Below are 21,898 nucleotides of genomic sequence, written 5' to 3' on the forward strand. Positions count from 1 at the left end.
TCTGACTTTACGGCCTGTCACATTCCTGGGATTGCGGCAGGCCGTGTTATTATTGCCTTTTAGTATATTTAGACAGGAAGAGTATTTTGACTACTAACACTCATACTCTGCATATTGAAGAGATTTTAGAACTTCTGCCGCACCGTTTTCCGTTTTTACTGGTAGACCGCGTGCTGGATTTTGAAGAAGGTCGTTTTCTGCGCGCAGTGAAAAATGTATCCGTTAACGAGCCTTTCTTTCAGGGCCACTTCCCGGGTAAACCGATTTTTCCTGGCGTGTTGATTCTGGAAGCGATGGCGCAGGCCACGGGTATTCTGGCGTTTAAAAGCGTAGGAAAACTGGAGCCAGGCGAACTGTATTATTTCGCCGGTATTGATGAAGCACGCTTTAAGCGTCCCGTCGTGCCTGGCGATCAGATGATCATGGAAGTGACTTTCGAGAAAACGCGCCGCGGCCTGACCCGTTTCAAAGGGGTTGCGCTGGTCGACGGTAAAGTTGTGTGCGAAGCAACGATGATGTGTGCCCGTAGCCGGGAGGCCTGATACGTGATTGATAAATCCGCCTTTATTCACCCAACAGCCATTGTCGAAGACGGCGCCAGCATTGGCGCTAATGCTCACATTGGCCCATTTTGTATTGTTGGACCCCATGTTGAAATTGGTGAGGGTACCGTACTGAAGTCTCACGTTGTCGTGAATGGCCATACAAAAATTGGTCGCGATAACGAGATTTATCAGTTTGCCTCCATTGGTGAAGTGAACCAGGACCTGAAATATGCTGGTGAACCGACCCGTGTGGAAATTGGCGATCGCAACCGCATTCGCGAAAGCGTTACCATTCATCGTGGCACAGTGCAAGGCGGTGGGTTGACGAAGGTGGGCAGCGATAACTTACTGATGATTAACGCACACGTTGCGCATGATTGTACGGTAGGTAACCGCTGCATTCTGGCGAATAACGCGACACTTGCCGGACATGTAACGCTTGATGACTTTGTTATCATCGGCGGCATGACCGCGGTGCACCAGTTCTGCATTATTGGTGCACACGTGATGGTGGGTGGCTGTTCTGGCGTAGCCCAGGACGTCCCGCCGTACGTTATCGCCCAGGGCAACCACGCGACGCCATTTGGCGTTAACATCGAAGGTCTGAAACGCCGTGGATTCACCCGTGAAGCGATTACCGCGATCCGCAACGCCTATAAGGCGCTGTATCGCAGCGGTAAAACGCTTGAGGAAGTGAAACCTGAAATCGCCGAACTGGCGAAGCAGTACCCCGATGTTCAGGCTTTTAGTGACTTTTTTGAACGCTCAACGCGTGGTCTGATTCGTTAATGACTGAGCAGCGTCCTTTAACGATTGCCCTTGTCGCCGGAGAAACCTCCGGCGATATTCTTGGTGCCGGTTTAATTCGTGCACTCAAGGCTCGTGTTCCCAATGCGCGTTTTGTTGGCGTTGCGGGGCCATTGATGCAGGCGGAAGGCTGTGAAGCCTGGTACGAAATGGAAGAACTGGCAGTAATGGGCATTGTAGAAGTGCTCGGACGCCTGCGCCGTTTACTGCATATTCGTGCCGATCTCACTCGCCGATTCACCGACCTTAAGCCGGATGTTTTCGTCGGGATCGATGCGCCTGATTTCAACATTACCCTTGAAGGTAACCTGAAATCGCAGGGTATTAAAACCATTCATTATGTCAGCCCCTCTGTATGGGCGTGGCGACAGAAACGCGTTTTCAAAATAGGCAGATCCACCAATATGGTGTTGGCCTTTCTGCCTTTCGAAAAAGCGTTTTATGACAAATTTAACGTCCCGTGTCGCTTTATCGGTCACACCATGGCGGACGCCATGCCGCTGGACCCGGATAAAAACGCGGCGCGTGATGTGTTAGGCATTCCTCATGATGCTCACTGCCTGGCGCTTTTGCCTGGGAGTCGTGGTGCAGAAGTGGAGATGCTCAGCGCCGATTTCCTGAAAACGGCGCAGCTATTACGTCAGCATTATCCGGATCTCGAAGTTGTCGTGCCGTTGGTCAATGCCAAACGGCGCGAGCAATTTGAACGTATCAAGGCTGAGGTTGCTCCGGAGCTTTCCGTGCATATGCTCAACGGAATGGGACGTGAAGCGATGATCGCCAGTGATGCTGCGCTGTTAGCCTCAGGCACGGCTGCACTGGAATGTATGCTGGCGAAATGCCCAATGGTTGTCGGCTATCGTATGAAACCTTTCACTTTCTGGTTGGCAAAACGTCTGGTGAAGACCGATTACGTATCACTGCCTAACCTGCTGGCGGGAAGAGAACTCGTCAAAGAGCTGTTGCAGGATGAATGTGAACCGCAGGCGCTGGCGCACGCGTTGCTGCCTCTGCTGGCGAACGGTAAAACCAGCCATGCGATGCACGACACGTTCCGCGAATTGCATCAGCAGATCCGTTGCAATGCGGATGAGCAGGCAGCGGATGCAGTTCTGGAGTTAGCACAATGATTGAATTTGTTTATCCACATACGCATTTGGTGGCGGGTGTGGATGAAGTTGGACGTGGCCCATTGGTTGGCGCGGTAGTGACTGCCGCCGTTATTCTTGACCCGGCACGTCCGATAGTGGGTCTTAACGACTCCAAAAAATTGTCGGAAAAGCGTCGGCTGGCGCTTTTTGATGAAATCAAAGATAAAGCGTTAAGCTGGAGCCTGGGGCGTGTGGAACCGCATGAAATCGATGAGCTGAACATTCTGCACGCCACGATGCTGGCAATGCAGCGTGCGGTTGCTGGTTTGCATATTGCGCCGGAATACGTCCTGATCGACGGAAACCGTTGCCCGACATTGCCGGTACCGTCGATGGCGGTGGTAAAAGGTGACAGCCGCGTTGCGGAAATCAGCGCAGCGTCCATCCTGGCGAAAGTAACGCGCGATGCTGAAATGGCCGAGCTGGATAAGGTGTTCCCGCAGTATGGTTTTGCTCAGCACAAAGGTTATCCAACCGCTTTTCATCTGGCTGCGCTCGCTGAGCATGGTGCAATTGAGCACCATCGTCGCAGTTTTGCTCCTGTCAAACGCGCACTGGGACTCACGTCCTGATTCTTGTGTTAAAGGAATCTGAAGATGTCTGAACCTCGTTTCGTCCACCTGCGGGTGCACAGCGACTACTCCATGATCGATGGGCTGGCGAAAACCGGGCCGCTGGTGAAAAAGGCGGCCGCGTTGGGCATGCCTGCGCTGGCGATCACCGATTTTACCAACCTGTGTGGTCTGGTGAAGTTTTACGGAGCGGGTCATGGCGCAGGTATTAAACCGATTGTTGGCGCAGATTTTCATGTCCGTAGCGAACTATTGGGTGATGAACTCACGCAACTGACGGTACTGGCGGCTAATAATACGGGCTACCAGAACCTGACGTTGTTGATTTCGAAAGCCTATCAGCGCGGTTATGGCGCAGAAGGACCGGTTATCGACCGGGATTGGTTGGTCGAGCTAAAAGAAGGTTTGATTTTGCTCTCCGGCGGTCGCATGGGCGATGTCGGACGCAGCCTGCTGCGCGGTAATAGCGCACTGGTTGACGAGTGCGTGGCGTTTTATGAAGAGCATTTCCCTAATTGCTACTTCCTTGAGCTGATCCGTACCGGTCGCCAGGATGAAGAAAATTACCTGCATGCTGCAGTAGCGCTGGCCGAAACACGTGGCCTGCCGGTGGTCGCGACCAACGATGTTCGCTTCCTTGAAACCGGTGACTTTGACGCACACGAAATCCGCGTGGCGATCCACGACGGCTTTACGCTTGATGATCCCAAACGCCCGCGCAACTACTCGCCGCAGCAGTATATGCGCAGCGAAGAGGAGATGTGCGAGCTGTTCTCCGATATCCCGGAAGCGCTGGAAAACACCGTCGAGATTGCCAAACGCTGTAACGTGACGGTGCGCCTGGGCGAATACTTCTTGCCGCAATTCCCGACCGGCGACATGACCACCGAGGATTTCCTCGTCGCGAAATCGCGTGAAGGCCTGGAAGAACGTCTGGCGTTTCTGTTCCCCGATCCTGAAGTTCGCGCGCAGAAGCGCCCGCCTTACGACGAACGTCTGGAGATTGAACTTAAAGTTATCAACCAGATGGGGTTCCCGGGCTACTTCCTGATCGTTATGGAATTTATCCAGTGGTCGAAAGATAACGGTGTACCGGTAGGCCCAGGACGTGGTTCTGGTGCGGGCTCGCTGGTGGCTTACGCGTTAAAAATTACCGACCTTGATCCGCTGGAATTTGACCTGCTGTTCGAACGCTTCCTGAACCCGGAACGTGTCTCGATGCCTGATTTCGACGTTGACTTCTGTATGGAGAAACGCGACCAGGTTATTGAACACGTCGCGGAAATGTATGGGCGCGATGCGGTTTCGCAGATTATTACCTTCGGTACCATGGCTGCAAAAGCGGTTATCCGCGATGTGGGGCGCGTGCTGGGGCATCCGTACGGTTTCGTTGACCGTATTTCGAAACTGGTGCCGCCCGATCCGGGTATGACGCTGGCCAAAGCCTTTGAGGCTGAACCTCAACTGCCGGAAATCTATGAGGCAGATGAAGAGGTTAGGGCGCTTATTGATATGGCGCGCAAGCTGGAAGGCGTCACGCGTAACGCGGGTAAACACGCCGGTGGTGTGGTTATCGCACCGACAAAAATTACTGATTTTGCACCGCTGTACTGTGATGAGCAGGGGCTGCACCCGGTTACCCAGTTTGATAAAAACGACGTGGAATACGCCGGCCTGGTGAAGTTCGACTTCCTCGGCCTGCGCACGCTCACCATCATCAACTGGGCGCTGGAGATGATCAACGCGCGGCGTGAGAAGAACGGCGAACCGCCGCTGGATATCGCCGCGATCCCGCTGGACGACAAGAAAAGTTTTGACATGCTGCAACGCTCGGAGACGACAGCCGTCTTCCAGCTTGAATCCCGCGGTATGAAAGATCTTATCAAGCGACTGCAGCCTGACTGCTTCGAAGATATGATAGCCCTGGTGGCACTGTTCCGCCCCGGTCCGCTACAGTCGGGGATGGTAGATAACTTTATTGACCGTAAGCACGGGCGTGAAGAGATCTCTTACCCGGATGTGCAGTGGCAACATGAGTGCCTGAAACCGGTACTGGAGCCAACCTACGGCATTATCCTGTATCAGGAACAGGTTATGCAGATTGCCCAGGAGCTGTCTGGGTATACCCTTGGCGGCGCGGACATGCTGCGTCGTGCGATGGGTAAGAAAAAGCCAGAAGAGATGGCCAAACAGCGCGGCACCTTTGAAGAAGGGGCGAAGAAGCGTGGTGTAGACGGCGAGCTGGCGATGAAAATCTTTGACCTGGTGGAGAAATTCGCCGGTTATGGATTTAACAAATCGCACTCCGCTGCCTATGCGTTGGTCTCTTACCAGACGCTGTGGCTGAAAGCGCATTACCCCGCTGAGTTTATGGCGGCGGTGATGACGGCCGATATGGATAACACCGAGAAAGTGGTGGGATTAGTGGATGAATGCTGGCGTATGGGGCTGAAAATCCTGCCGCCAGATATCAACTCCGGGTTGTACCATTTTCACGTGAATGATGATGGCGAGATTGTTTATGGCATCGGCGCGATAAAAGGCGTGGGTGAAGGGCCAATTGAAGCTATTATTGAGGCGCGTAACGAAGGCGGCTACTTCCGCGAGCTGTTTGATCTCTGTGCACGCACGGATATCAAAAAACTTAACCGCCGGGTGCTGGAAAAGCTAATCATGTCCGGGGCGTTTGACCGCCTGGGGCCGCATCGCGCAGCACTGATGAACTCACTGAACGATGCGCTTAAAGCCGCCGATCAACATGCGAAAGCGGAAGCTATCGGTCAGGCCGATATGTTTGGCGTACTGGCGGAAGAGCCGGAACAAATTGAGCAATCCTATGCCAGCTGCCAGCCGTGGCCGGAACAGGTGGTACTGGACGGTGAGCGTGAAACGTTAGGGCTTTACCTGACGGGACACCCTATCAATCAGTATTTAAAAGAAATTGAGCGCTATGTCGGAGGCTACAGGCTGAAAGACATGCATCCGACAGAACGTGGTAAAGTTACCACGGCTGCGGGGCTCGTCATTGCTGCGCGGGTAATGGTCACCAAGCGCGGCAATCGTATCGGCATCTGTACACTGGATGACCGTTCCGGACGTCTGGAAGTGATGTTATTTACCGATGCTCTGGATAAATACCAGCATTTGCTGGAAAAAGACCGCATACTTATCGTCAGCGGACAGGTCAGCTTTGATGACTTCAGCGGTGGGCTTAAAATGATGGCCCGTGAAGTCATGGATATTGACGAAGCCCGGGAAAAATATGCTCGCGGGCTTGCTATCTCGCTGACGGACAGGCAAATTGATGACCAGCTTTTAAACCGACTCCGTCAGTCTCTGGAACCCCACCGCTCGGGGACAATTCCAGTACATCTCTACTATCAGAGGGCGGATGCACGAGCACGATTGCGTTTTGGCGCAACGTGGCGTGTCTCTCCGAGCGATCGTTTGTTAAACGATCTCCGTGGCCTTATTGGTTCGGAGCAGGTGGAACTGGAGTTTGACTAATACAGGAATACTATGAGTCTGAATTTCCTTGATTTTGAACAGCCGATTGCAGAGCTGGAAGCAAAAATCGATTCTCTGACTGCGGTTAGCCGTCAGGATGAGAAACTGGATATTAACATCGATGAAGAAGTGCATCGTCTGCGTGAAAAAAGCGTAGAACTGACGCGTAAAATCTTCGCCGATCTTGGCGCATGGCAGGTAGCCCAGCTGGCTCGCCATCCACAGCGTCCATACACCCTGGATTATGTCCGCCTGGCGTTTGATGAATTTGATGAGCTGGCGGGCGATCGTGCCTATGCAGATGACAAGGCCATTGTCGGCGGCATCGCGCGTCTGGATGGCCGTCCGGTGATGATCATCGGTCATCAGAAAGGCCGTGAGACCAAAGAGAAAATTCGTCGTAACTTCGGCATGCCAGCGCCGGAAGGCTATCGCAAAGCGCTGCGTCTGATGGAAATGGCTGAGCGTTTCAATATGCCGATCATTACCTTCATCGACACCCCTGGGGCTTACCCGGGCGTAGGTGCGGAAGAACGTGGCCAGTCTGAAGCGATTGCGCGTAATCTGCGTGAGATGTCACGTCTGAGCGTACCGGTTATCTGCACCGTTATCGGTGAAGGGGGTTCCGGTGGTGCACTGGCGATCGGTGTGGGTGATAAAGTGAATATGCTGCAATACAGCACTTATTCCGTTATCTCCCCGGAAGGTTGTGCTTCTATTCTGTGGAAAAGCGCAGACAAAGCCCCGCTCGCTGCAGAAGCGATGGGGATTATCGCACCGCGTCTGAAAGAGCTGAAACTTATCGACTCTATCATCCCGGAGCCGCTGGGTGGCGCGCACCGCAACCCGGAAGTGATGGCTGCATCACTGAAAGCACAGCTGTTGGCCGATCTTGCCGATCTTGACGTGTTAAGCAAAGATGATTTGAAAAACCGTCGTTATCAGCGTCTGATGAGCTACGGCTACGCCTAAACTGCATTTATTCTGAAAAGGGCCACAACGCTGTGGCCCTTTTTTTTACCTGCGGTTTGACCAGGCTATGATTAACTAAGGTTTTTCCAGGAGGAACGCATGAATATCATTGCCATCATGGGACCGCATGGCGTCTTTTACAAAGATGAGCCCATCAAGGAGCTTGAACGTGCGCTACAGCAGCAGGGGTTTCAGATAATCTGGCCGCAGAATAGCAACGACCTGCTGAAATTTATTGAGCACAACCCGCGTATTTGTGGCGTCATTTTTGACTGGGATGAATACAGCCTGGATTTGTGTAGCGACATCAACCAGCTTAACGAATACCTCCCACTTTACGCCTTTATTAATACCCATTCGACGATGGATGTCAGCGCACACGATCTGCGCATGGCGCTGTGGTTCTTTGAGTACGCATTGGGTCAGTCTGACGATATTGCCACGCGTATTCGCCAGTATACCAATGAATATCTCGACAACATTACGCCACCTTTTACCAAAGCGCTGTTTACCTATGTGAAAGAGGGAAAGTACACTTTTTGTACCCCAGGGCATATGGCGGGAACGGCATACCAGAAAAGCCCGATCGGTTGCCTGTTCTATGATTTCTTTGGCGGCAATACGCTTAAGGCTGATGTCTCCATTTCGGTGACTGAGCTGGGATCGCTGCTCGACCATACCGGTCCGCACCTCGAAGCGGAGGAGTACATTGCGCGCACGTTTGGTGCCGAGCAAAGCTATATGGTGACCAACGGCACCTCGACGTCGAACAAGATTGTTGGCATGTATGCCGCACCTTCGGGAAGTACGCTACTGATTGACCGCAACTGTCATAAGTCTCTGGCGCATTTGCTGATGATGAGCGATGTCGTGCCCGTATGGCTCAAGCCGACGCGTAATGCGCTGGGTATCCTTGGCGGTATACCTAAGCGTGAATTTACCCGGGAGAGTATCGAGCGCAAGGTCACCGAGACGGTACAGGCGCAATGGCCGGTGCATGCGGTAATTACTAACTCCACTTACGATGGGTTGCTCTACAACACTAACTGGATCAAGCAAACCCTGGATGTGCCGTCTATTCACTTTGACTCGGCCTGGGTGCCCTACACCCATTTTCATCCGATCTATCAGGGGAAAAGCGGGATGAGCGGTGAAAGGGTGCCAGGGAAGGTGATTTTTGAAACTCAGTCCACCCACAAGATGCTGGCGGCGTTGTCACAGGCTTCGCTGATTCATATTAAAGGCGATTATGACGAAGAGACGTTCAACGAAGCCTTTATGATGCACACCTCCACGTCTCCAAGCTACCCGATTGTCGCTTCGATCGAGACGGCGGCAGCGATGCTGCGTGGAAACTCAGGTAAGCGGTTAATCAATCGTTCGGTGGAGCGGGCGCTGCATTTTCGCAAAGAAGTACAGCGGCTACGCGAAGAGTCGGATGGCTGGTTCTTTGATATCTGGCAGCCGGAAAAGGTCGATGAAGCAGAGTGCTGGCCAGTAGCACCAGGTGAAGACTGGCATGGGTTTGTTGATGCTGATGCCGACCATATGTTCCTCGACCCGGTGAAAGTGACCATTCTGACGCCGGGGATGGATGAGCAGGGAACTATGAGCGAAGAGGGGATACCCGCTGCGCTGGTGGCGAAATTCCTTGATGAACGCGGTGTCGTCGTGGAGAAAACGGGCCCGTATAATCTGTTGTTCCTGTTCAGTATTGGTATTGATAAAACCCGGGCGATGGGTCTCCTACGTGGACTAACGGAATTTAAACGTTCGTACGATCTGAATTTACGCGTTAAAAACATGCTGCCGGATCTGTATGCTGAGGACCCCGATTTTTATCGCACTATGCGTATTCAGGATCTGGCCCAGGGAATCCATCGATTGATCCGCCAACACGATCTCTCCGGGTTGATGCTGCGGGCATTCGACACGTTGCCGGAAATGAAAATGACACCTCATCAGGCCTGGCAGCGTCAAATTAAAGGTGACGTCGAAACTGTCACTCTTGATCAATTGGTGGGGCGAGTTTCCGCCAATATGATCTTGCCTTATCCTCCTGGTGTCCCGCTGCTGATGCCCGGAGAAATGATCACAGAAAAAAGCCGGTCAGTACTCGATTTCCTGCTGATGCTGTGCTCGGTGGGGCAGCGCTACCCTGGATTTGAAACCGATATCCATGGCGCTAAGTTGGGTGAGGACGGCGTGTATCGTGTGAGAGTCCTGAAAATGGCATAACGACTTGCCGGAACCCGTTGCGCACGAGTAACGTGCTGAGAGAAAAATTAAAGAGGCGAAGAACATGCTGGGGTTAAAACAGGTTCACCATATTGCCATTATTGCGACAGACTACAGGGCCAGTAAGGCATTTTACTGCGATGTATTAGGTTTCACGTTAATAAGTGAAGCCTACCGGGAAGAACGTGACTCCTGGAAAGGCGATCTGGCGCTGAACGGCCAGTACGTGATTGAGCTTTTTTCTTTTCCTTTCCCACCCTGTCGCCCCAGTAGACCGGAAGCCTGTGGTTTACGCCATCTGGCGTTCAGCGTCGAGGATGTGGAAACGTCGATCGCGCATCTTGAAGCCCATCATGTGAAATGTGAGCCGGTGCGCATCGATCCCTTTACCGGTAAACGCTTTACGTTTTTTAACGATCCAGACGGATTACCGCTTGAACTGTACGAGCTGTAAGGCTTGTCATTGTGGCTTTAGCCCGGTAACGTGACGGGCAATGCTATTGTAAGCAATCATCATGACGACACTTACGCTGAACACTTCACTTCTGAACACTAACGCGATCCTCGTCGCCTTTAGCGGCGGGCTGGATTCCACCGTATTGCTGCATCAGTTGGTGCTGTGGCGAGCGCTGCATCCTGATGTCGCTATACGCGCAATCCATATTCATCACGGATTAAGCCCGCACGCAGACAGTTGGGTACAGCACTGTGAGTCGGTATGTGCGCAGTGGCAGGTGCCGCTGGTGGTTGAACGGGTCCATCTTGAGGATGATGGCCTGGGCATCGAAGCGCAGGCGCGACGCGCACGCTATCAGGCCTTTGCGCAGACGCTGCTGCCTGGAGAGGTGCTGATGACCGCTCAGCATCTGGACGATCAATGTGAGACATTTTTGTTAGCGCTTAAGCGTGGCAGCGGTCCTGCCGGACTTTCCGCCATGGGGGAAAACTCGCCGTTCGCCGGAACCCAACTGATTCGACCGTTGCTGGCGCAAACGCGAGAGGCGCTTGAAACATGGGCGCGCCAGCATGAATTACGCTGGATCGAAGATGAAAGTAATCAGGATGACGCCTACGATCGCAATTTCCTCAGATTGCGCGTTACTCCATTGCTCCAACAGCGCTGGCCGCACTTCGCGCAAGCCACGGCTCGTAGCGCTGCGCTGTGCGCTGAGCAGGAGAGCTTACTGGATGAACTGCTGGCCAGCGATTTAGCCAACTGCGTTACGGCGCAAGGTACACTCTTGCTCGGGCCATTAATGACGATGAGTACCGTACGGCGTGCTGCGCTGCTTCGTCGCTGGCTGGCAGGATTAAATGCACCGATGCCTTCCCGTGATGCGTTAGAACGTATCTGGCAGCAAGTCGCGTTGGCACGTGAGGACGCATCGCCCTGTTTTCGCCTTGGTGAGTATGACGTCCGCCGTTATCAGTCGCAGCTGTGGTGGGTGAAATCCGTGAACGGGCAAAGTGAAAGTGTCATCCCGTGGTCATGCTGGCAAACGCCGTTGGCGCTACCTGCTGGATTGGGCGAGGTACAGCTTATCGCTACGGGTGAGCTGCGTATGCCGCGTGCGGATGAACCCGTTAGTATTCGTTTTAAAGCGCCTGGGTTATTGCATATTGTCGGGCGTAACGGTGGGCGTAAGCTTAAAAAAATCTGGCAGGAGCAGGGTATTCCTCCCTGGCGGCGAGATACCACGCCATTACTGTTTTATGGTGACACGCTGATTGCGGCAGCAGGGGTTTTTGTCACGCGGGAAGGGGCGGCGGTAGATGAAGAAGGCGTGAGTCTGATGTGGCATGACTGATGGCGCTGTGCTTATCAGGCCTACGTATCGCATGGAAAGTAGGCCGGATAAGGTGCAAGAAAGGTTAAGATTCGCTGACGACCACGGTACCGATTTGCGGGTGACTGAAACTGGCAATTTTGTCGAGGCGAAGCTCACGGGTTTCACCCGAGACATCGGCGACCAGATATTCCACATTTTTGCGTGAAACCAGGTCATTTGCTTTTGCCTGTAGAACTTCGCCATCTTTGAGCGCCAGCGTCAGTAACAAATGGTGCTGGCAGGCGAGTTCAAGATTGTCGTAATCATCACAGTTGATGGGTTGATACGTTTCATTCATTGACATAATCGCTCACCAGTAAGTTCGCGGCAGCATAGGCCGCCTTTTCCCTGACCGACTCTGAAAGGGCGCTGTCTGCCGCCACTTCATTAAGTACCTTCAATACGCAACCCAGCGCATCCGGGACATACCCTAAGTCTCCGCTGGCGATTTCCGCGTACCGCTTGCGTATTAACTCACAATATTTTTCCACATGCCCTCCTGTCAGCACTCTGACTTAACCGTGGATGCAAGTCTAAGCCTACGAAGATAAACTCTGTTTAGCAAGGTGACTATACCATACTCATTCAAGCAATATCAGCGCCTTGATGGACGGTACACACGTTAGTCGTTAGCAGCCTTTTGCCGCCGTTTTCGCTACAATGGCAGCCTGATTCAAAAGGAGTTTTCCCATGGCGCTTAAAGCGACAATCTATAAAGCCGTCGTCAACGTAGCGGATCTCGACCGCAACCAGTTTCTTGACGCGACATTGACGCTGGCGCGTCACCCTTCAGAAACCCAGGAACGCATGATGTTGCGCCTGCTGGCCTGGATTAAATATGCCGATGAACGGCTGCAGTTCACGCGTGGCCTGAGCGCGGAAGACGAGCCTGAAGCATGGCTGCGTAACGATCATCTGGGCATCGATCTTTGGATTGAGCTGGGTCTGCCGGATGAGCGCCGTATTAAAAAAGCCTGTAACCAGTCTGGCGAGGTTGCTCTGTTTGCCTACAACAGCCGTGCGGCTCAGATCTGGTGGCAGCAAAACCAGAACAAATGTGCGCAGTTTAAAAATCTCACCGTGTGGTATCTGGATGATGAACAGCTGGCGCAACTGAGTGATTTTGCTGGTCGTACAATGGCGCTGCAGGCAACTATCCAGGACGGTGCTATCTGGCTGTCCGACTCTCAGAACAATCTGGAAATTCATCTGACCGCGTGGCAGCCGCGTTGATGATTGTTATCTCCCGAAACGTCTCTATCCCTGACAATGAGCTGGAAATCACGGCGATTCGGGCACAGGGCGCGGGCGGTCAGCACGTTAACAAGACCTCAACGGCTATTCATTTGCGCTTTGACATTCGGGCATCCAGCCTGCCAGAGTATTACAAGGAACGCCTGTTAGCTGCCAGCCATCATCTGATCAGCGGCGAGGGTGTCATTATTATTAAGGCTCAGGAATACCGTAGCCAGGAGTTGAACCGGGAAGCGGCAATATCCCGGCTGGTGGCGGTGATTAAAGAATTAACCGCAGTGCAGAAAAGTAGGCAGGCCACGCGCCCGACACGCGCTTCAAAAGAGCGCAGATTGTCATCGAAGGCGCAAAAGTCCACGGTGAAGGCACTGCGCGGGAAAGTTCGTCGTCCACAGGACTGACGGATAGGAATACAATATTGAGAAGGAATCTGTGGTGAAAACAGCAATACTGTCATTAGCAGCTGTATTTACACTCTTTGCCTTGATCGGCTGTAACAATCGCTCTGAAGTTGATGTTCTGCAACCGACGCAAGCGGCAGAATTAAAACCGATGCAGCAAAGCTGGCGTGGCATCTTGCCGTGCGCGGACTGCGAAGGGATTGAAACCTCTTTGTTCCTCGAAAAAGATGGAACATGGGTCATGAACGAACGCTATCAGGGCGTACGTGATGAGCCGTCCTCTTTTGCCTCTTATGGCACCTGGGAACGCACGGCTGACAAGCTGGTGCTGACCGACAGCAAAGGTGAAAAGTCGTTCTATCGGGCAAAAGGCGAGGCGTTGGAAATGCTCGATCGTGAAGGCAATCCGATTGAGTCGCAGTTTAACTACACCTTACAGCCGGTTTCTGCCAGCCTACCGGTGACGCCAATGCCGATGCGGGGAATGTACTTCTACATGGCTGACGCGGCAATTTTTACCGACTGTGCAACGGGTAAACGGATGCCGGTAGCAAACAATGCCCAGCTTGAGCGTGATTATTTGACCGCACGCACGGAAGAGGGGCAGTCGGTACTACTGACACTTGAAGCGCATTTCACGCAGGAAGCGAACCCGGACACGGGAGAGAAGGTGAAAACGTTGATGGCGGATAAAGACGCGAAATTTATCCCCGGTAAAGCGTGTAATTAATCGATAAAAAAAGGCCCTGATAATCAGGGCCTTTTGCTGGTATTAACCCTTAATGGCTTTGACCAGGTAGTCGACGATGTCGCCGGTTTTAATCAGCTGTTTCTCGCCGTTACGACGGTATTTGTATTCGATATCGTCGTTGTCGAGGTTACGGTCGCCCAGCACGATGGTGTGCGGAACGCCGATCAGTTCCATATCGGCAAACATCACGCCCGGACGTTCTTTACGATCGTCCATCAGCACTTCGATACCCTGTGCACGCAGTTCTGCGTACAGCTTCTCAGCCAGTTCCTGCACACGGTAGGATTTGTGCATGTTCATTGGCAGAATAGCGACCTGGAACGGTGCGATGGCGTCTGGCCATACAATGCCGCGATCGTCAAAGTTCTGCTCAATAGCGGCAGCAACCACGCGAGTCACCCCGATACCGTAGCAGCCCATGGTCAGAATCTGATTACGGCCATCTTCACCCTGAACGGCAGCTTTCATCGCTTCAGAATACTTGGTACCCAGCTGGAAGATGTGGCCCACTTCGATACCGCGTTTGATCATCAGCGTACCTTTGCCGTCCGGGCTCGGGTCGCCGGCGACTACGTTACGGATGTCAGCAACTTCAGGGGTAGCTACGTCACGATCCCAGTTGATACCGAAATAGTGTTTACCGTCGATATTGGCGCCGGCGGCAAAATCACTCATTACCGCAACGGTACGGTCGATAACCACCGGAATCGGCATGTTCACCGGACCAAGAGAACCTGGACCTGCTTTCACGACGGCACGGATTTCTTCTTCAGTAGCAAAAGTCAGCGGGCTGGCAACCTGCGGCAGTTTTTCTGCTTTGACTTCGTTCAGTTCGTGATCGCCGCGAACCAGCAGCGCAACCAGCGGGTAGCTGCTGCCTTCAACCGCTTTCACCAGCAGGGTTTTAACGGTTTTTTCAATTGGCAGATTAAACTGCTCAACCAACTCGGCGATGGTTTTCGCATTCGGTGTGTCAACCAGCGTCATTTCCTGAGTGGCGGCTGCGCGGGGTTCTTTCGGCGCAACGGCTTCAGCAAATTCGATGTTGGCAGCAAAATCCGAGCTGTCGGAGAACACCACATCATCTTCGCCGCTCTGTGCCAGCACCTGGAATTCGTGAGAGGCGCTACCGCCGATAGAGCCGGTATCCGCCTGTACTGCGCGGAAATCCAGGCCCATACGGCTGAAGATTTTGCTGTACGCAGCATACATCGCGTCGTAAGTTTCCTGCAGAGATTCCTGAGAAGTATGGAAAGAGTACGCATCTTTCATCAGGAATTCGCGGGAACGCATCACGCCGAATCGTGGGCGAACTTCGTCACGGAATTTGGTCTGGATCTGATAGAAGTTCAGCGGCAGCTGTTTGTAAGAGCTCAGCTCATTACGGATCAGGTCGGTGATGACTTCTTCATGCGTTGGGCCGAGTACGAATGAACGATCGCCACGGTCTGCGATACGCAGCAGTTCCGGGCCGTACTGTTCCCAACGACCGCTCTCTTCCCACAGTTCAGAAGGCTGAACGACCGGCATCAACACCTCGATCGCACCGGCGTTATTCATTTCTTCACGCACGATGTTTTCGACTTTTTTCAGGACGCGCACGCCGGTCGGCAGCCAGGTGTATAACCCGGAGGCCAGCTTGCGGATCATCCCGGCGCGCAGCATCAGCTGGTGGCTGATGACTTCGGCGTCGGCAGGTGTCTCCTTCAGAGTGGAGAGCAGATATTGGCTAGTACGCATGTTGTTACGGTTCCAGTTGAACGATCGAACAGGCTGGATGCCAGCCTGACACAAAAAAAGTGGTTTAGTTTACCAGCGAGAAAGGGATGTCAAAAGAGAAGGGCACGAAATTAGCGGGGTTCAAGCGCAAAGACTTCAAAACCTTCTTCCGTTACGCGCCAGCGCACATTGAAATCGTGTAGCCAGACGGCATACGCTTTGCCTGTCTCTTCACCCTTACGATACGCAGGACGTGGGTCCTGTGCCAGTACTTCGCCGATAAATGTTTTCAGCAATGGATAACGTTTTTCCAGCGTCAGAAGCTGTTGTTCAACCTCTGTAGTGAAACTTACCGCCATTTCGGCAACCGGCGCATGCTGCGCGTAGCTGGCAGTGGCGTCAGGTAGTGCTTCTGCAAATGGCAGATAAGGTTTGATGTCGACCACCGGCGTTCCGTCGACCAGGTCCAGACTACCCAGTTGCAGAATGACGCTCTCTTTGTGGCAGACAATCTCTTTTAACTCAACCAGCGACATCCCGACAGGGTTAGGACGAAAGGTCGAACGCGTGGCAAATACGCCCATTCTGGCGTTGCCGCCAAGACGAGGAGGGCGCACGGTGGGTCGCCATCCGCCTTCCATTGTCTGGTGAAAAACAAAAATCACCCACAAATGGCTGAATGCTTCCAGGCCGCGAACAGCATCGGCCTGGTTATAGGGCGCGAGCAAATGCAGTTCGCCGTTGGCGCTTTTCACCAGACCCGGCTGGCGTGGGACTGCGAACTTTTCTTTATAAGGAGAGCGGATAACGCCTATTTGCTCGAACTGAAAATGACTCATTTAGACGAAATATTCAGGGCAGAACCAATGCAAACCGCCTGACGATAGCAGCCCGGCGTCCCGCTGGTCACTTCGCAACTGTGCAGCAATACCGCATTGGCTTTCATTTTGGATGCGTTTATCTGCATGCGTTTGCGTGCGGTTGGAATACTCGGAGGGGAATCCTGGTTTGATGCCTGGCAGGATTCTCCACTCACTTCGCCAAGATCGCGGAAGGGTTTACCGACCAGATCTTCTGCGTTGGTGATAATTCTGACCGGCGTCGCGCGCGGTGCTTTTGGTTTTTCCGGCTCCGCTTTTGGCGGGGTAGCGGTGCTTTGAACGGGTTCAACAGGGGATCTGCTTAACATAGAACAGCCGCTCAGCATGAGTGCTACTAAACAGATCGGTAAAGCACGCATAATATTTCCTCAATGAATGATCTAAACGTCAGATATTGAATCAGGTGCTTGCATAAATGACAAGACGGGCAAGCGCCCGTCCTGATGATATTACAGATTGTGAAAACAGCCTAAAATTACCAGCCTTTAACAGCACCGCCGTTGAAGACTTTGTTTGCCGCTTCGTAAACTTCATCTGACTGGTATGCTTCAACGAATTTCTTCACGTTCTCAGCATCTTTATTGTCTTCACGCGTCACGATCAGGTTTACGTACGGGGAATCTTTATCTTCAACAAAGATACCGTCTTTTGCCGGAGTCAGGCCAATCTGGCTGGCATAGGTGGTGTTGATGACTGCCAGTGCGATTTGCGCGTCGTCCAGTGAGCGTGGCAGCTGTGGCGCTTCCAGTTCAACCAGCTTCAGGTTTTTCGGGTTTTCAATCACGTCCAGCGCGGTCGGCAGCAGGCCAACGCCATCTTTCAGTTTAATCAAACCGACTTTTTGCAGCAGCAGCAGGGAACGACCGAGGTTAGTCGGGTCGTTTGGAATAGCGACCTGAGAGCCATCCTGTAGTTCATCCAATGATTTGATTTTTTTGGAGTAGCCTGCAATCGGATAAACAAAGGTATTGCCTACGGCAACCAGTTTGTAACCACGATCTTTGATCTGCTGATCCAGGTACGGTTTGTGCTGGAAGGCGTTAGCATCGATATCGCCTTTGCTCAGCGCTTCATTGGGCAGGACATAGTCGTTGAAGGTTACCAGTTCAACATCCAGACCGTATTTTTCTTTAGCCACTTTCTGTGCGACTTCAGCAACCTGCTGCTCTGCGCCAACGATAACACCCACTTTGATGTGGTTAGGATCTTTTTCATCCTGGCCACAACCCACAAGTGCCAGAGAACCGATCAGGGCTCCAACTGCCGCAAAGGTTTTGAATTTGAACGCCATGCTTATTTCCTTTTCTTAATGAGTTTTTAGTGTTGTGTGTAACGTTATTTGTGCGTGACAGCCCGGACGATGCGATCGCCGGATAACTGAATTAAATAAACCAGAACGACGAGCAATACCAGTACTGTATTCATTACGGTAGCGTTATACCCAATGTAGCCATACTGATAGCCAATCTGGCCAAGACCGCCGGCACCGACGGCACCGCCCATCGCCGAGTAACCGACCAGGGTAATCAGGGTAATCGTTGCTGCATTGACCAGCCCTGGCAGCGCTTCTGGCAGTAATACCTTACGCACGATCTGCAACGGCGTAGCGCCCATCGCACGGGAGGCCTCAATCAGCCCGGTCGGGATTTCCAGCAGGGCGTTTTCCACCATACGAGCAATAAATGGCGCGGCGCCGACGGTCAGCGGGACGATAGCGGCCTGCAGCCCGATAGAGGTGCCCACGATCATGCGGGTGAACGGAATCATCCACACCAGCAAAATAATGAACGGGATGGAACGGAAAATGTTAACCAGCGCAGAAAGTGTACGGTACAACTTCGCGTTCTCAATGATTTGTCCTGGACGCGTCACGTACAGCAGTACGCCCACGGGCAGGCCAATCACAAAGCCAAAAAAACCGGACACAAAGGTCATTGCCAGCGTTTCCCATACGCCGCGAACCAGCAGCCAAATCATCGGCTCAGACATAACCCAGTACCTCTACTTTTACGTGGTGTTCCTGCAACCAGCTAATGGCTGCTTGTGTATCTTCTTGTGTACCGTGCATTTCAGTCAGCATGATGCCGAACTTCACGCCGCCGGCGTAATCCATCTGCGCGCTAATAATGTTGTTATTCACATTGAAGCGACGGGCCGTCTCAGAGAGCAATGGCGCATCGACCGAATGACCGGTGAATTCCATACGCAGCATCGGTACGCTGTCGGCTTCCGGCTCTGCTTTTAAACGTTCCTGATAATCTTCCGGGATATCCAGGTGCAGCGTGGACTGGATAAATTTCTGTGCCAGCGGCGTTTTCGGATGAGAGAAAACTTCGCTGACGGTGTCTTGCTCAATCAGTTCACCATTACTGATGACCGCCACGCAGTCGCAAATACGTTTTACAACGTCCATCTCGTGAGTAATCAGCAGAATGGTGAGTCCCAGACGACGGTTGATATCTTTCAGTAATTCGAGAATCGAGCGGGTCGTCGCTGGGTCGAGGGCGCTGGTGGCTTCATCGCACAGCAACACTTTGGGATTACTTGCCAGAGCACGGGCGATCGCCACACGTTGCTTCTGACCACCGGAAAGGTTAGCCGGGTAGCTGTCGTGTTTGTCGCCCAGGCCAACCAAATCCAACAGTTCCGTCACACGACGTTTAATCTCTTCCTTTGGCGTGTTATCCAGCTCCAGCGGCAGCGCAACGTTGCCAAAAACAGTACGGGAGGAGAGCAGGTTAAAGTGCTGGAAAATCATGCCAATTTGACGACGCGCTTTAGTCAGCTCTGACTCTGAAAGCGTCGTCAGCTCCTGACCGCCGACCTGAACGCTACCTTCAGTTGGGCGCTCGAGCAGGTTTACGCAGCGAATGAGTGTGCTTTTACCGGCACCGGAGGCACCAATAACGCCATAAATCTGTCCGGCAGGAACATGCAGGCTTACATTGTTTAGCGCCTGAATGGTGCGAGTCCCCTGCAGGAACACTTTGGTGATATTCAAAAGTTTAATCATTGGTTATTTATTATCGTAATTAAGTTAGCCGTGGCATTTTCGTCTGTCTGATACGGTCGACGCCGTCAACAAGATGGATGTTAAGGCATCCAGACGTCTAAATCAATCGGGCTTTGCACGATGAGCACTTTCTTGCCCGCCGAAACATGCGATACTAGAGCAACATGCCTTATTCAGGAGCTATAAAAGGTGGCAAAGTCTGTACCCGCAATTTTTCTCGACCGTGACGGCACTATTAATGTGGACCACGGCTACGTCCATGAGATCGACGAGTTCGAATTTATCGACGGTGTCATTGATGCTATGCGTGAACTTAAAAAGATGGGTTATGCGCTGATTGTCGTGACGAACCAGTCTGGTATTGCCCGTGGCAAATTTACCGAGGCACAATTCGAAACGTTAACGGAATGGATGGATTGGTCATTGGCCGATCGCGATGTTGATCTGGATGGTATCTATTATTGTCCTCATCATCCGCAGGGCACAGTCGAAGAGTATCGGCAGGTCTGCGACTGCCGTAAACCGCATCCGGGCATGTTGATCTCCGCCCGCGACTTTCTGCACATCGATATGGCAGCTTCTTATATGGTGGGCGACAAAATAGAAGATATGCAGGCGGCGACAGCTGCAAATGTAGGAACGAAGGTATTAGTGCGCACAGGCAAGCCAGTCACTCCGGAAGCAGAAAATGCGGCAGATTTAGTGCTAAATAGTCTGGCAGACCTGCCAATGGCGATAAAAAAGCAGCAAAAGTAAGCGTTATGGATAAAAGGTGAGCGGTTGAAACAAAAATGCATTTTTCCGCTTGTCTTCCTGAGTCGACTCCCTATAATGCGCCTCCATCGACACGGCGGATGTGAATCACTTCACACAAACAGCCGGTTCGGTTGAAGAGAAAAACCTGAAAATAAGAGGTTGACTCTGAAAGAGGAAAGCGTAATATACGCCACCTCGCGACAGAGCGCTAAAGCGCGTCGCAACTGCTCTTTAACAATTTATCAGACAATCTGTGTGGGCACTCGAAGATACGGATTCTTAACGTCGCAAGACGAAAAATGAATACCAAGTCTCTGAGTGAACATACGTAATTCATTACGAAGTTTAATTCACGAGCATCAAACTTAAATTGAAGAGTTTGATCATGGCTCAGATTGAACGCTGGCGGCAGGCCTAACACATGCAAGTCGAACGGTAGCACAGAGGAGCTTGCTCCTTGGGTGACGAGTGGCGGACGGGTGAGTAATGTCTGGGAAACTGCCCGATGGAGGGGGATAACTACTGGAAACGGTAGCTAATACCGCATAACGTCGCAAGACCAAAGAGGGGGACCTTCGGGCCTCTTGCCATCGGATGTGCCCAGATGGGATTAGCTAGTAGGTGGGGTAACGGCTCACCTAGGCGACGATCCCTAGCTGGTCTGAGAGGATGACCAGCCACACTGGAACTGAGACACGGTCCAGACTCCTACGGGAGGCAGCAGTGGGGAATATTGCACAATGGGCGCAAGCCTGATGCAGCCATGCCGCGTGTATGAAGAAGGCCTTCGGGTTGTAAAGTACTTTCAGCGAGGAGGAAGGGGATGTGGTTAATAACCGCATTCATTGACGTTACTCGCAGAAGAAGCACCGGCTAACTCCGTGCCAGCAGCCGCGGTAATACGGAGGGTGCAAGCGTTAATCGGAATTACTGGGCGTAAAGCGCACGCAGGCGGTCTGTCAAGTCGGATGTGAAATCCCCGGGCTCAACCTGGGAACTGCATCCGAAACTGGCAGGCTAGAGTCTTGTAGAGGGGGGTAGAATTCCAGGTGTAGCGGTGAAATGCGTAGAGATCTGGAGGAATACCGGTGGCGAAGGCGGCCCCCTGGACAAAGACTGACGCTCAGGTGCGAAAGCGTGGGGAGCAAACAGGATTAGATACCCTGGTAGTCCACGCCGTAAACGATGTCGACTTGGAGGTTGTGCCCTTGAGGCGTGGCTTCCGGAGCTAACGCGTTAAGTCGACCGCCTGGGGAGTACGGCCGCAAGGTTAAAACTCAAATGAATTGACGGGGGCCCGCACAAGCGGTGGAGCATGTGGTTTAATTCGATGCAACGCGAAGAACCTTACCTACTCTTGACATCCACGGAATTTAGCAGAGATGCTTTAGTGCCTTCGGGAACCGTGAGACAGGTGCTGCATGGCTGTCGTCAGCTCGTGTTGTGAAATGTTGGGTTAAGTCCCGCAACGAGCGCAACCCTTATCCTTTGTTGCCAGCGGT

The 21,898-nt window shown here is 52.6% G+C and carries 21 protein-coding genes and 1 rRNA gene; 14 read left to right on the forward strand and 8 right to left on the reverse strand.

Annotated features, from left to right (window positions below):
• Positions 1 to 86: 86 nt before the first annotated feature.
• The 9 genes from fabZ (at position 87) to tilS (ending at position 11,600) form a co-directional block, all read left to right on the forward strand.
• Complete coding sequence (gene fabZ, locus RYZ59_RS09965; RefSeq protein ID WP_003018528.1) at positions 87 to 542, forward strand: 3-hydroxyacyl-ACP dehydratase FabZ; 456 nt, start codon at positions 87 to 89, stop codon at positions 540 to 542.
• Between the two features lie 3 nt (positions 543 to 545).
• Positions 546 to 1,334: an acyl-ACP--UDP-N-acetylglucosamine O-acyltransferase gene (lpxA, locus tag RYZ59_RS09970; RefSeq protein WP_202039451.1), complete on the forward strand. Its 789-nt coding sequence runs from the start codon at positions 546 to 548 to the stop codon at positions 1,332 to 1,334.
• Complete coding sequence (gene lpxB, locus RYZ59_RS09975) at positions 1,334 to 2,482, forward strand: lipid-A-disaccharide synthase (RefSeq protein WP_137383250.1); 1,149 nt, start codon at positions 1,334 to 1,336, stop codon at positions 2,480 to 2,482. The genes lpxA and lpxB overlap by 1 nt, the downstream gene beginning before the upstream one ends.
• The gene (gene rnhB / locus RYZ59_RS09980) at positions 2,479 to 3,075 is read left to right on the forward strand and encodes a ribonuclease HII (RefSeq protein WP_318046215.1); all 597 of its coding nucleotides are present in this window, start codon (positions 2,479 to 2,481) and stop codon (positions 3,073 to 3,075) included. Before lpxB ends, rnhB begins: the two co-directional genes overlap by 4 nt.
• A gap of 24 nt (positions 3,076 to 3,099) precedes the next feature.
• Positions 3,100 to 6,582, forward strand: a complete 3,483-nt coding sequence (dnaE, locus tag RYZ59_RS09985; protein ID WP_318046213.1) for a DNA polymerase III subunit alpha — start codon at positions 3,100 to 3,102, stop codon at positions 6,580 to 6,582.
• A 12-nt stretch (positions 6,583 to 6,594) separates the two neighbouring features.
• Positions 6,595 to 7,554 (forward strand): acetyl-CoA carboxylase carboxyl transferase subunit alpha, encoded by a 960-nt coding sequence (gene accA, locus RYZ59_RS09990; protein WP_003018513.1) that lies wholly within the window; start codon positions 6,595 to 6,597, stop codon positions 7,552 to 7,554.
• 99 nt (positions 7,555 to 7,653) lie between these two features.
• Entirely contained in the window at positions 7,654 to 9,792 is a 2,139-nt protein-coding gene (ldcC, locus tag RYZ59_RS09995; protein WP_318046212.1) for a lysine decarboxylase LdcC, read from the forward strand.
• 64 nt (positions 9,793 to 9,856) lie between these two features.
• Positions 9,857 to 10,246, forward strand: coding sequence for a VOC family protein (locus RYZ59_RS10000; RefSeq protein ID WP_318046211.1), 390 nt, complete (start codon positions 9,857 to 9,859; stop codon positions 10,244 to 10,246).
• 61 nt (positions 10,247 to 10,307) lie between these two features.
• Complete coding sequence (gene tilS / locus RYZ59_RS10005; protein WP_318046209.1) at positions 10,308 to 11,600, forward strand: tRNA lysidine(34) synthetase TilS; 1,293 nt, start codon at positions 10,308 to 10,310, stop codon at positions 11,598 to 11,600.
• Positions 11,601 to 11,664: 64 nt separating this feature from the next.
• Here tilS and rof read toward each other — a convergent pair whose 3' ends face one another.
• Positions 11,665 to 11,925, reverse strand: a complete 261-nt coding sequence (gene rof / locus RYZ59_RS10010; RefSeq protein ID WP_048212636.1) for a Rho-binding antiterminator — start codon at positions 11,923 to 11,925, stop codon at positions 11,665 to 11,667.
• Complete coding sequence (locus RYZ59_RS10015; RefSeq protein WP_005132083.1) at positions 11,912 to 12,112, reverse strand: YaeP family protein; 201 nt, start codon at positions 12,110 to 12,112, stop codon at positions 11,912 to 11,914. The genes rof and RYZ59_RS10015 overlap by 14 nt, the downstream gene beginning before the upstream one ends.
• A 199-nt stretch (positions 12,113 to 12,311) precedes the next feature.
• Between RYZ59_RS10015 and RYZ59_RS10020 the strand changes: the two genes are divergently transcribed.
• The 3 genes from RYZ59_RS10020 to nlpE are packed head-to-tail and all read left to right on the forward strand — an operon-like array spanning position 12,312 to position 14,006.
• The gene (locus RYZ59_RS10020) at positions 12,312 to 12,854 is read left to right on the forward strand and encodes a YaeQ family protein (protein WP_137383256.1); all 543 of its coding nucleotides are present in this window, start codon (positions 12,312 to 12,314) and stop codon (positions 12,852 to 12,854) included.
• Complete coding sequence (arfB, locus tag RYZ59_RS10025; protein WP_202039444.1) at positions 12,854 to 13,276, forward strand: alternative ribosome rescue aminoacyl-tRNA hydrolase ArfB; 423 nt, start codon at positions 12,854 to 12,856, stop codon at positions 13,274 to 13,276. The genes RYZ59_RS10020 and arfB overlap by 1 nt, the downstream gene beginning before the upstream one ends.
• Positions 13,277 to 13,307: 31 nt before the next feature.
• A complete protein-coding gene (gene nlpE / locus RYZ59_RS10030) occupies positions 13,308 to 14,006 on the forward strand; it encodes an envelope stress response activation lipoprotein NlpE (RefSeq protein ID WP_318046205.1) in 699 nt (232 codons plus the stop codon).
• Between the two features lie 42 nt (positions 14,007 to 14,048).
• Here the strand turns inward: nlpE and proS are convergent, their stop codons facing one another.
• From proS to metN, 6 genes are all read right to left on the reverse strand, one after another.
• Positions 14,049 to 15,767, reverse strand: a complete 1,719-nt coding sequence (gene proS / locus RYZ59_RS10035) for a proline--tRNA ligase (RefSeq protein WP_061067289.1) — start codon at positions 15,765 to 15,767, stop codon at positions 14,049 to 14,051.
• Between the two features lie 110 nt (positions 15,768 to 15,877).
• A complete protein-coding gene (gene tsaA / locus RYZ59_RS10040) occupies positions 15,878 to 16,585 on the reverse strand; it encodes a tRNA (N6-threonylcarbamoyladenosine(37)-N6)-methyltransferase TrmO (protein ID WP_202039441.1) in 708 nt (235 codons plus the stop codon).
• The gene (rcsF, locus tag RYZ59_RS10045) at positions 16,582 to 16,986 is read right to left on the reverse strand and encodes an Rcs stress response system protein RcsF (protein ID WP_040230040.1); all 405 of its coding nucleotides are present in this window, start codon (positions 16,984 to 16,986) and stop codon (positions 16,582 to 16,584) included. The genes tsaA and rcsF overlap by 4 nt, the downstream gene beginning before the upstream one ends.
• A gap of 116 nt (positions 16,987 to 17,102) precedes the next feature.
• Entirely contained in the window at positions 17,103 to 17,918 is an 816-nt protein-coding gene (gene metQ, locus RYZ59_RS10050; RefSeq protein WP_003829145.1) for a methionine ABC transporter substrate-binding lipoprotein MetQ, read from the reverse strand.
• Positions 17,919 to 17,962: 44 nt separating this feature from the next.
• Positions 17,963 to 18,616 carry a methionine ABC transporter permease MetI gene (locus tag RYZ59_RS10055; protein ID WP_005132073.1) on the reverse strand — a complete coding sequence of 218 codons (654 nt, stop codon included), beginning with the start codon at positions 18,614 to 18,616 and terminating at the stop codon, positions 17,963 to 17,965.
• Positions 18,609 to 19,640, reverse strand: coding sequence for a methionine ABC transporter ATP-binding protein MetN (gene metN, locus RYZ59_RS10060; protein ID WP_318046199.1), 1,032 nt, complete (start codon positions 19,638 to 19,640; stop codon positions 18,609 to 18,611). Before metN ends, RYZ59_RS10055 begins: the two co-directional genes overlap by 8 nt.
• Positions 19,641 to 19,829: 189 nt before the next feature.
• Here metN and gmhB point away from each other — a divergent pair, with 189 nt between their 5' ends.
• Positions 19,830 to 20,396, forward strand: coding sequence for a D-glycero-beta-D-manno-heptose 1,7-bisphosphate 7-phosphatase (gmhB, locus tag RYZ59_RS10065; protein WP_137383261.1), 567 nt, complete (start codon positions 19,830 to 19,832; stop codon positions 20,394 to 20,396).
• 367 nt (positions 20,397 to 20,763) lie between these two features.
• Positions 20,764 to 21,898 (forward strand): 16S ribosomal RNA (locus RYZ59_RS10070); the annotation flags it as partial.

Origin of the sequence: Citrobacter sp. HN-141 (assembly GCF_033341895.1) — a bacterium.
GTDB lineage: Bacteria > Pseudomonadota > Gammaproteobacteria > Enterobacterales > Enterobacteriaceae > Citrobacter.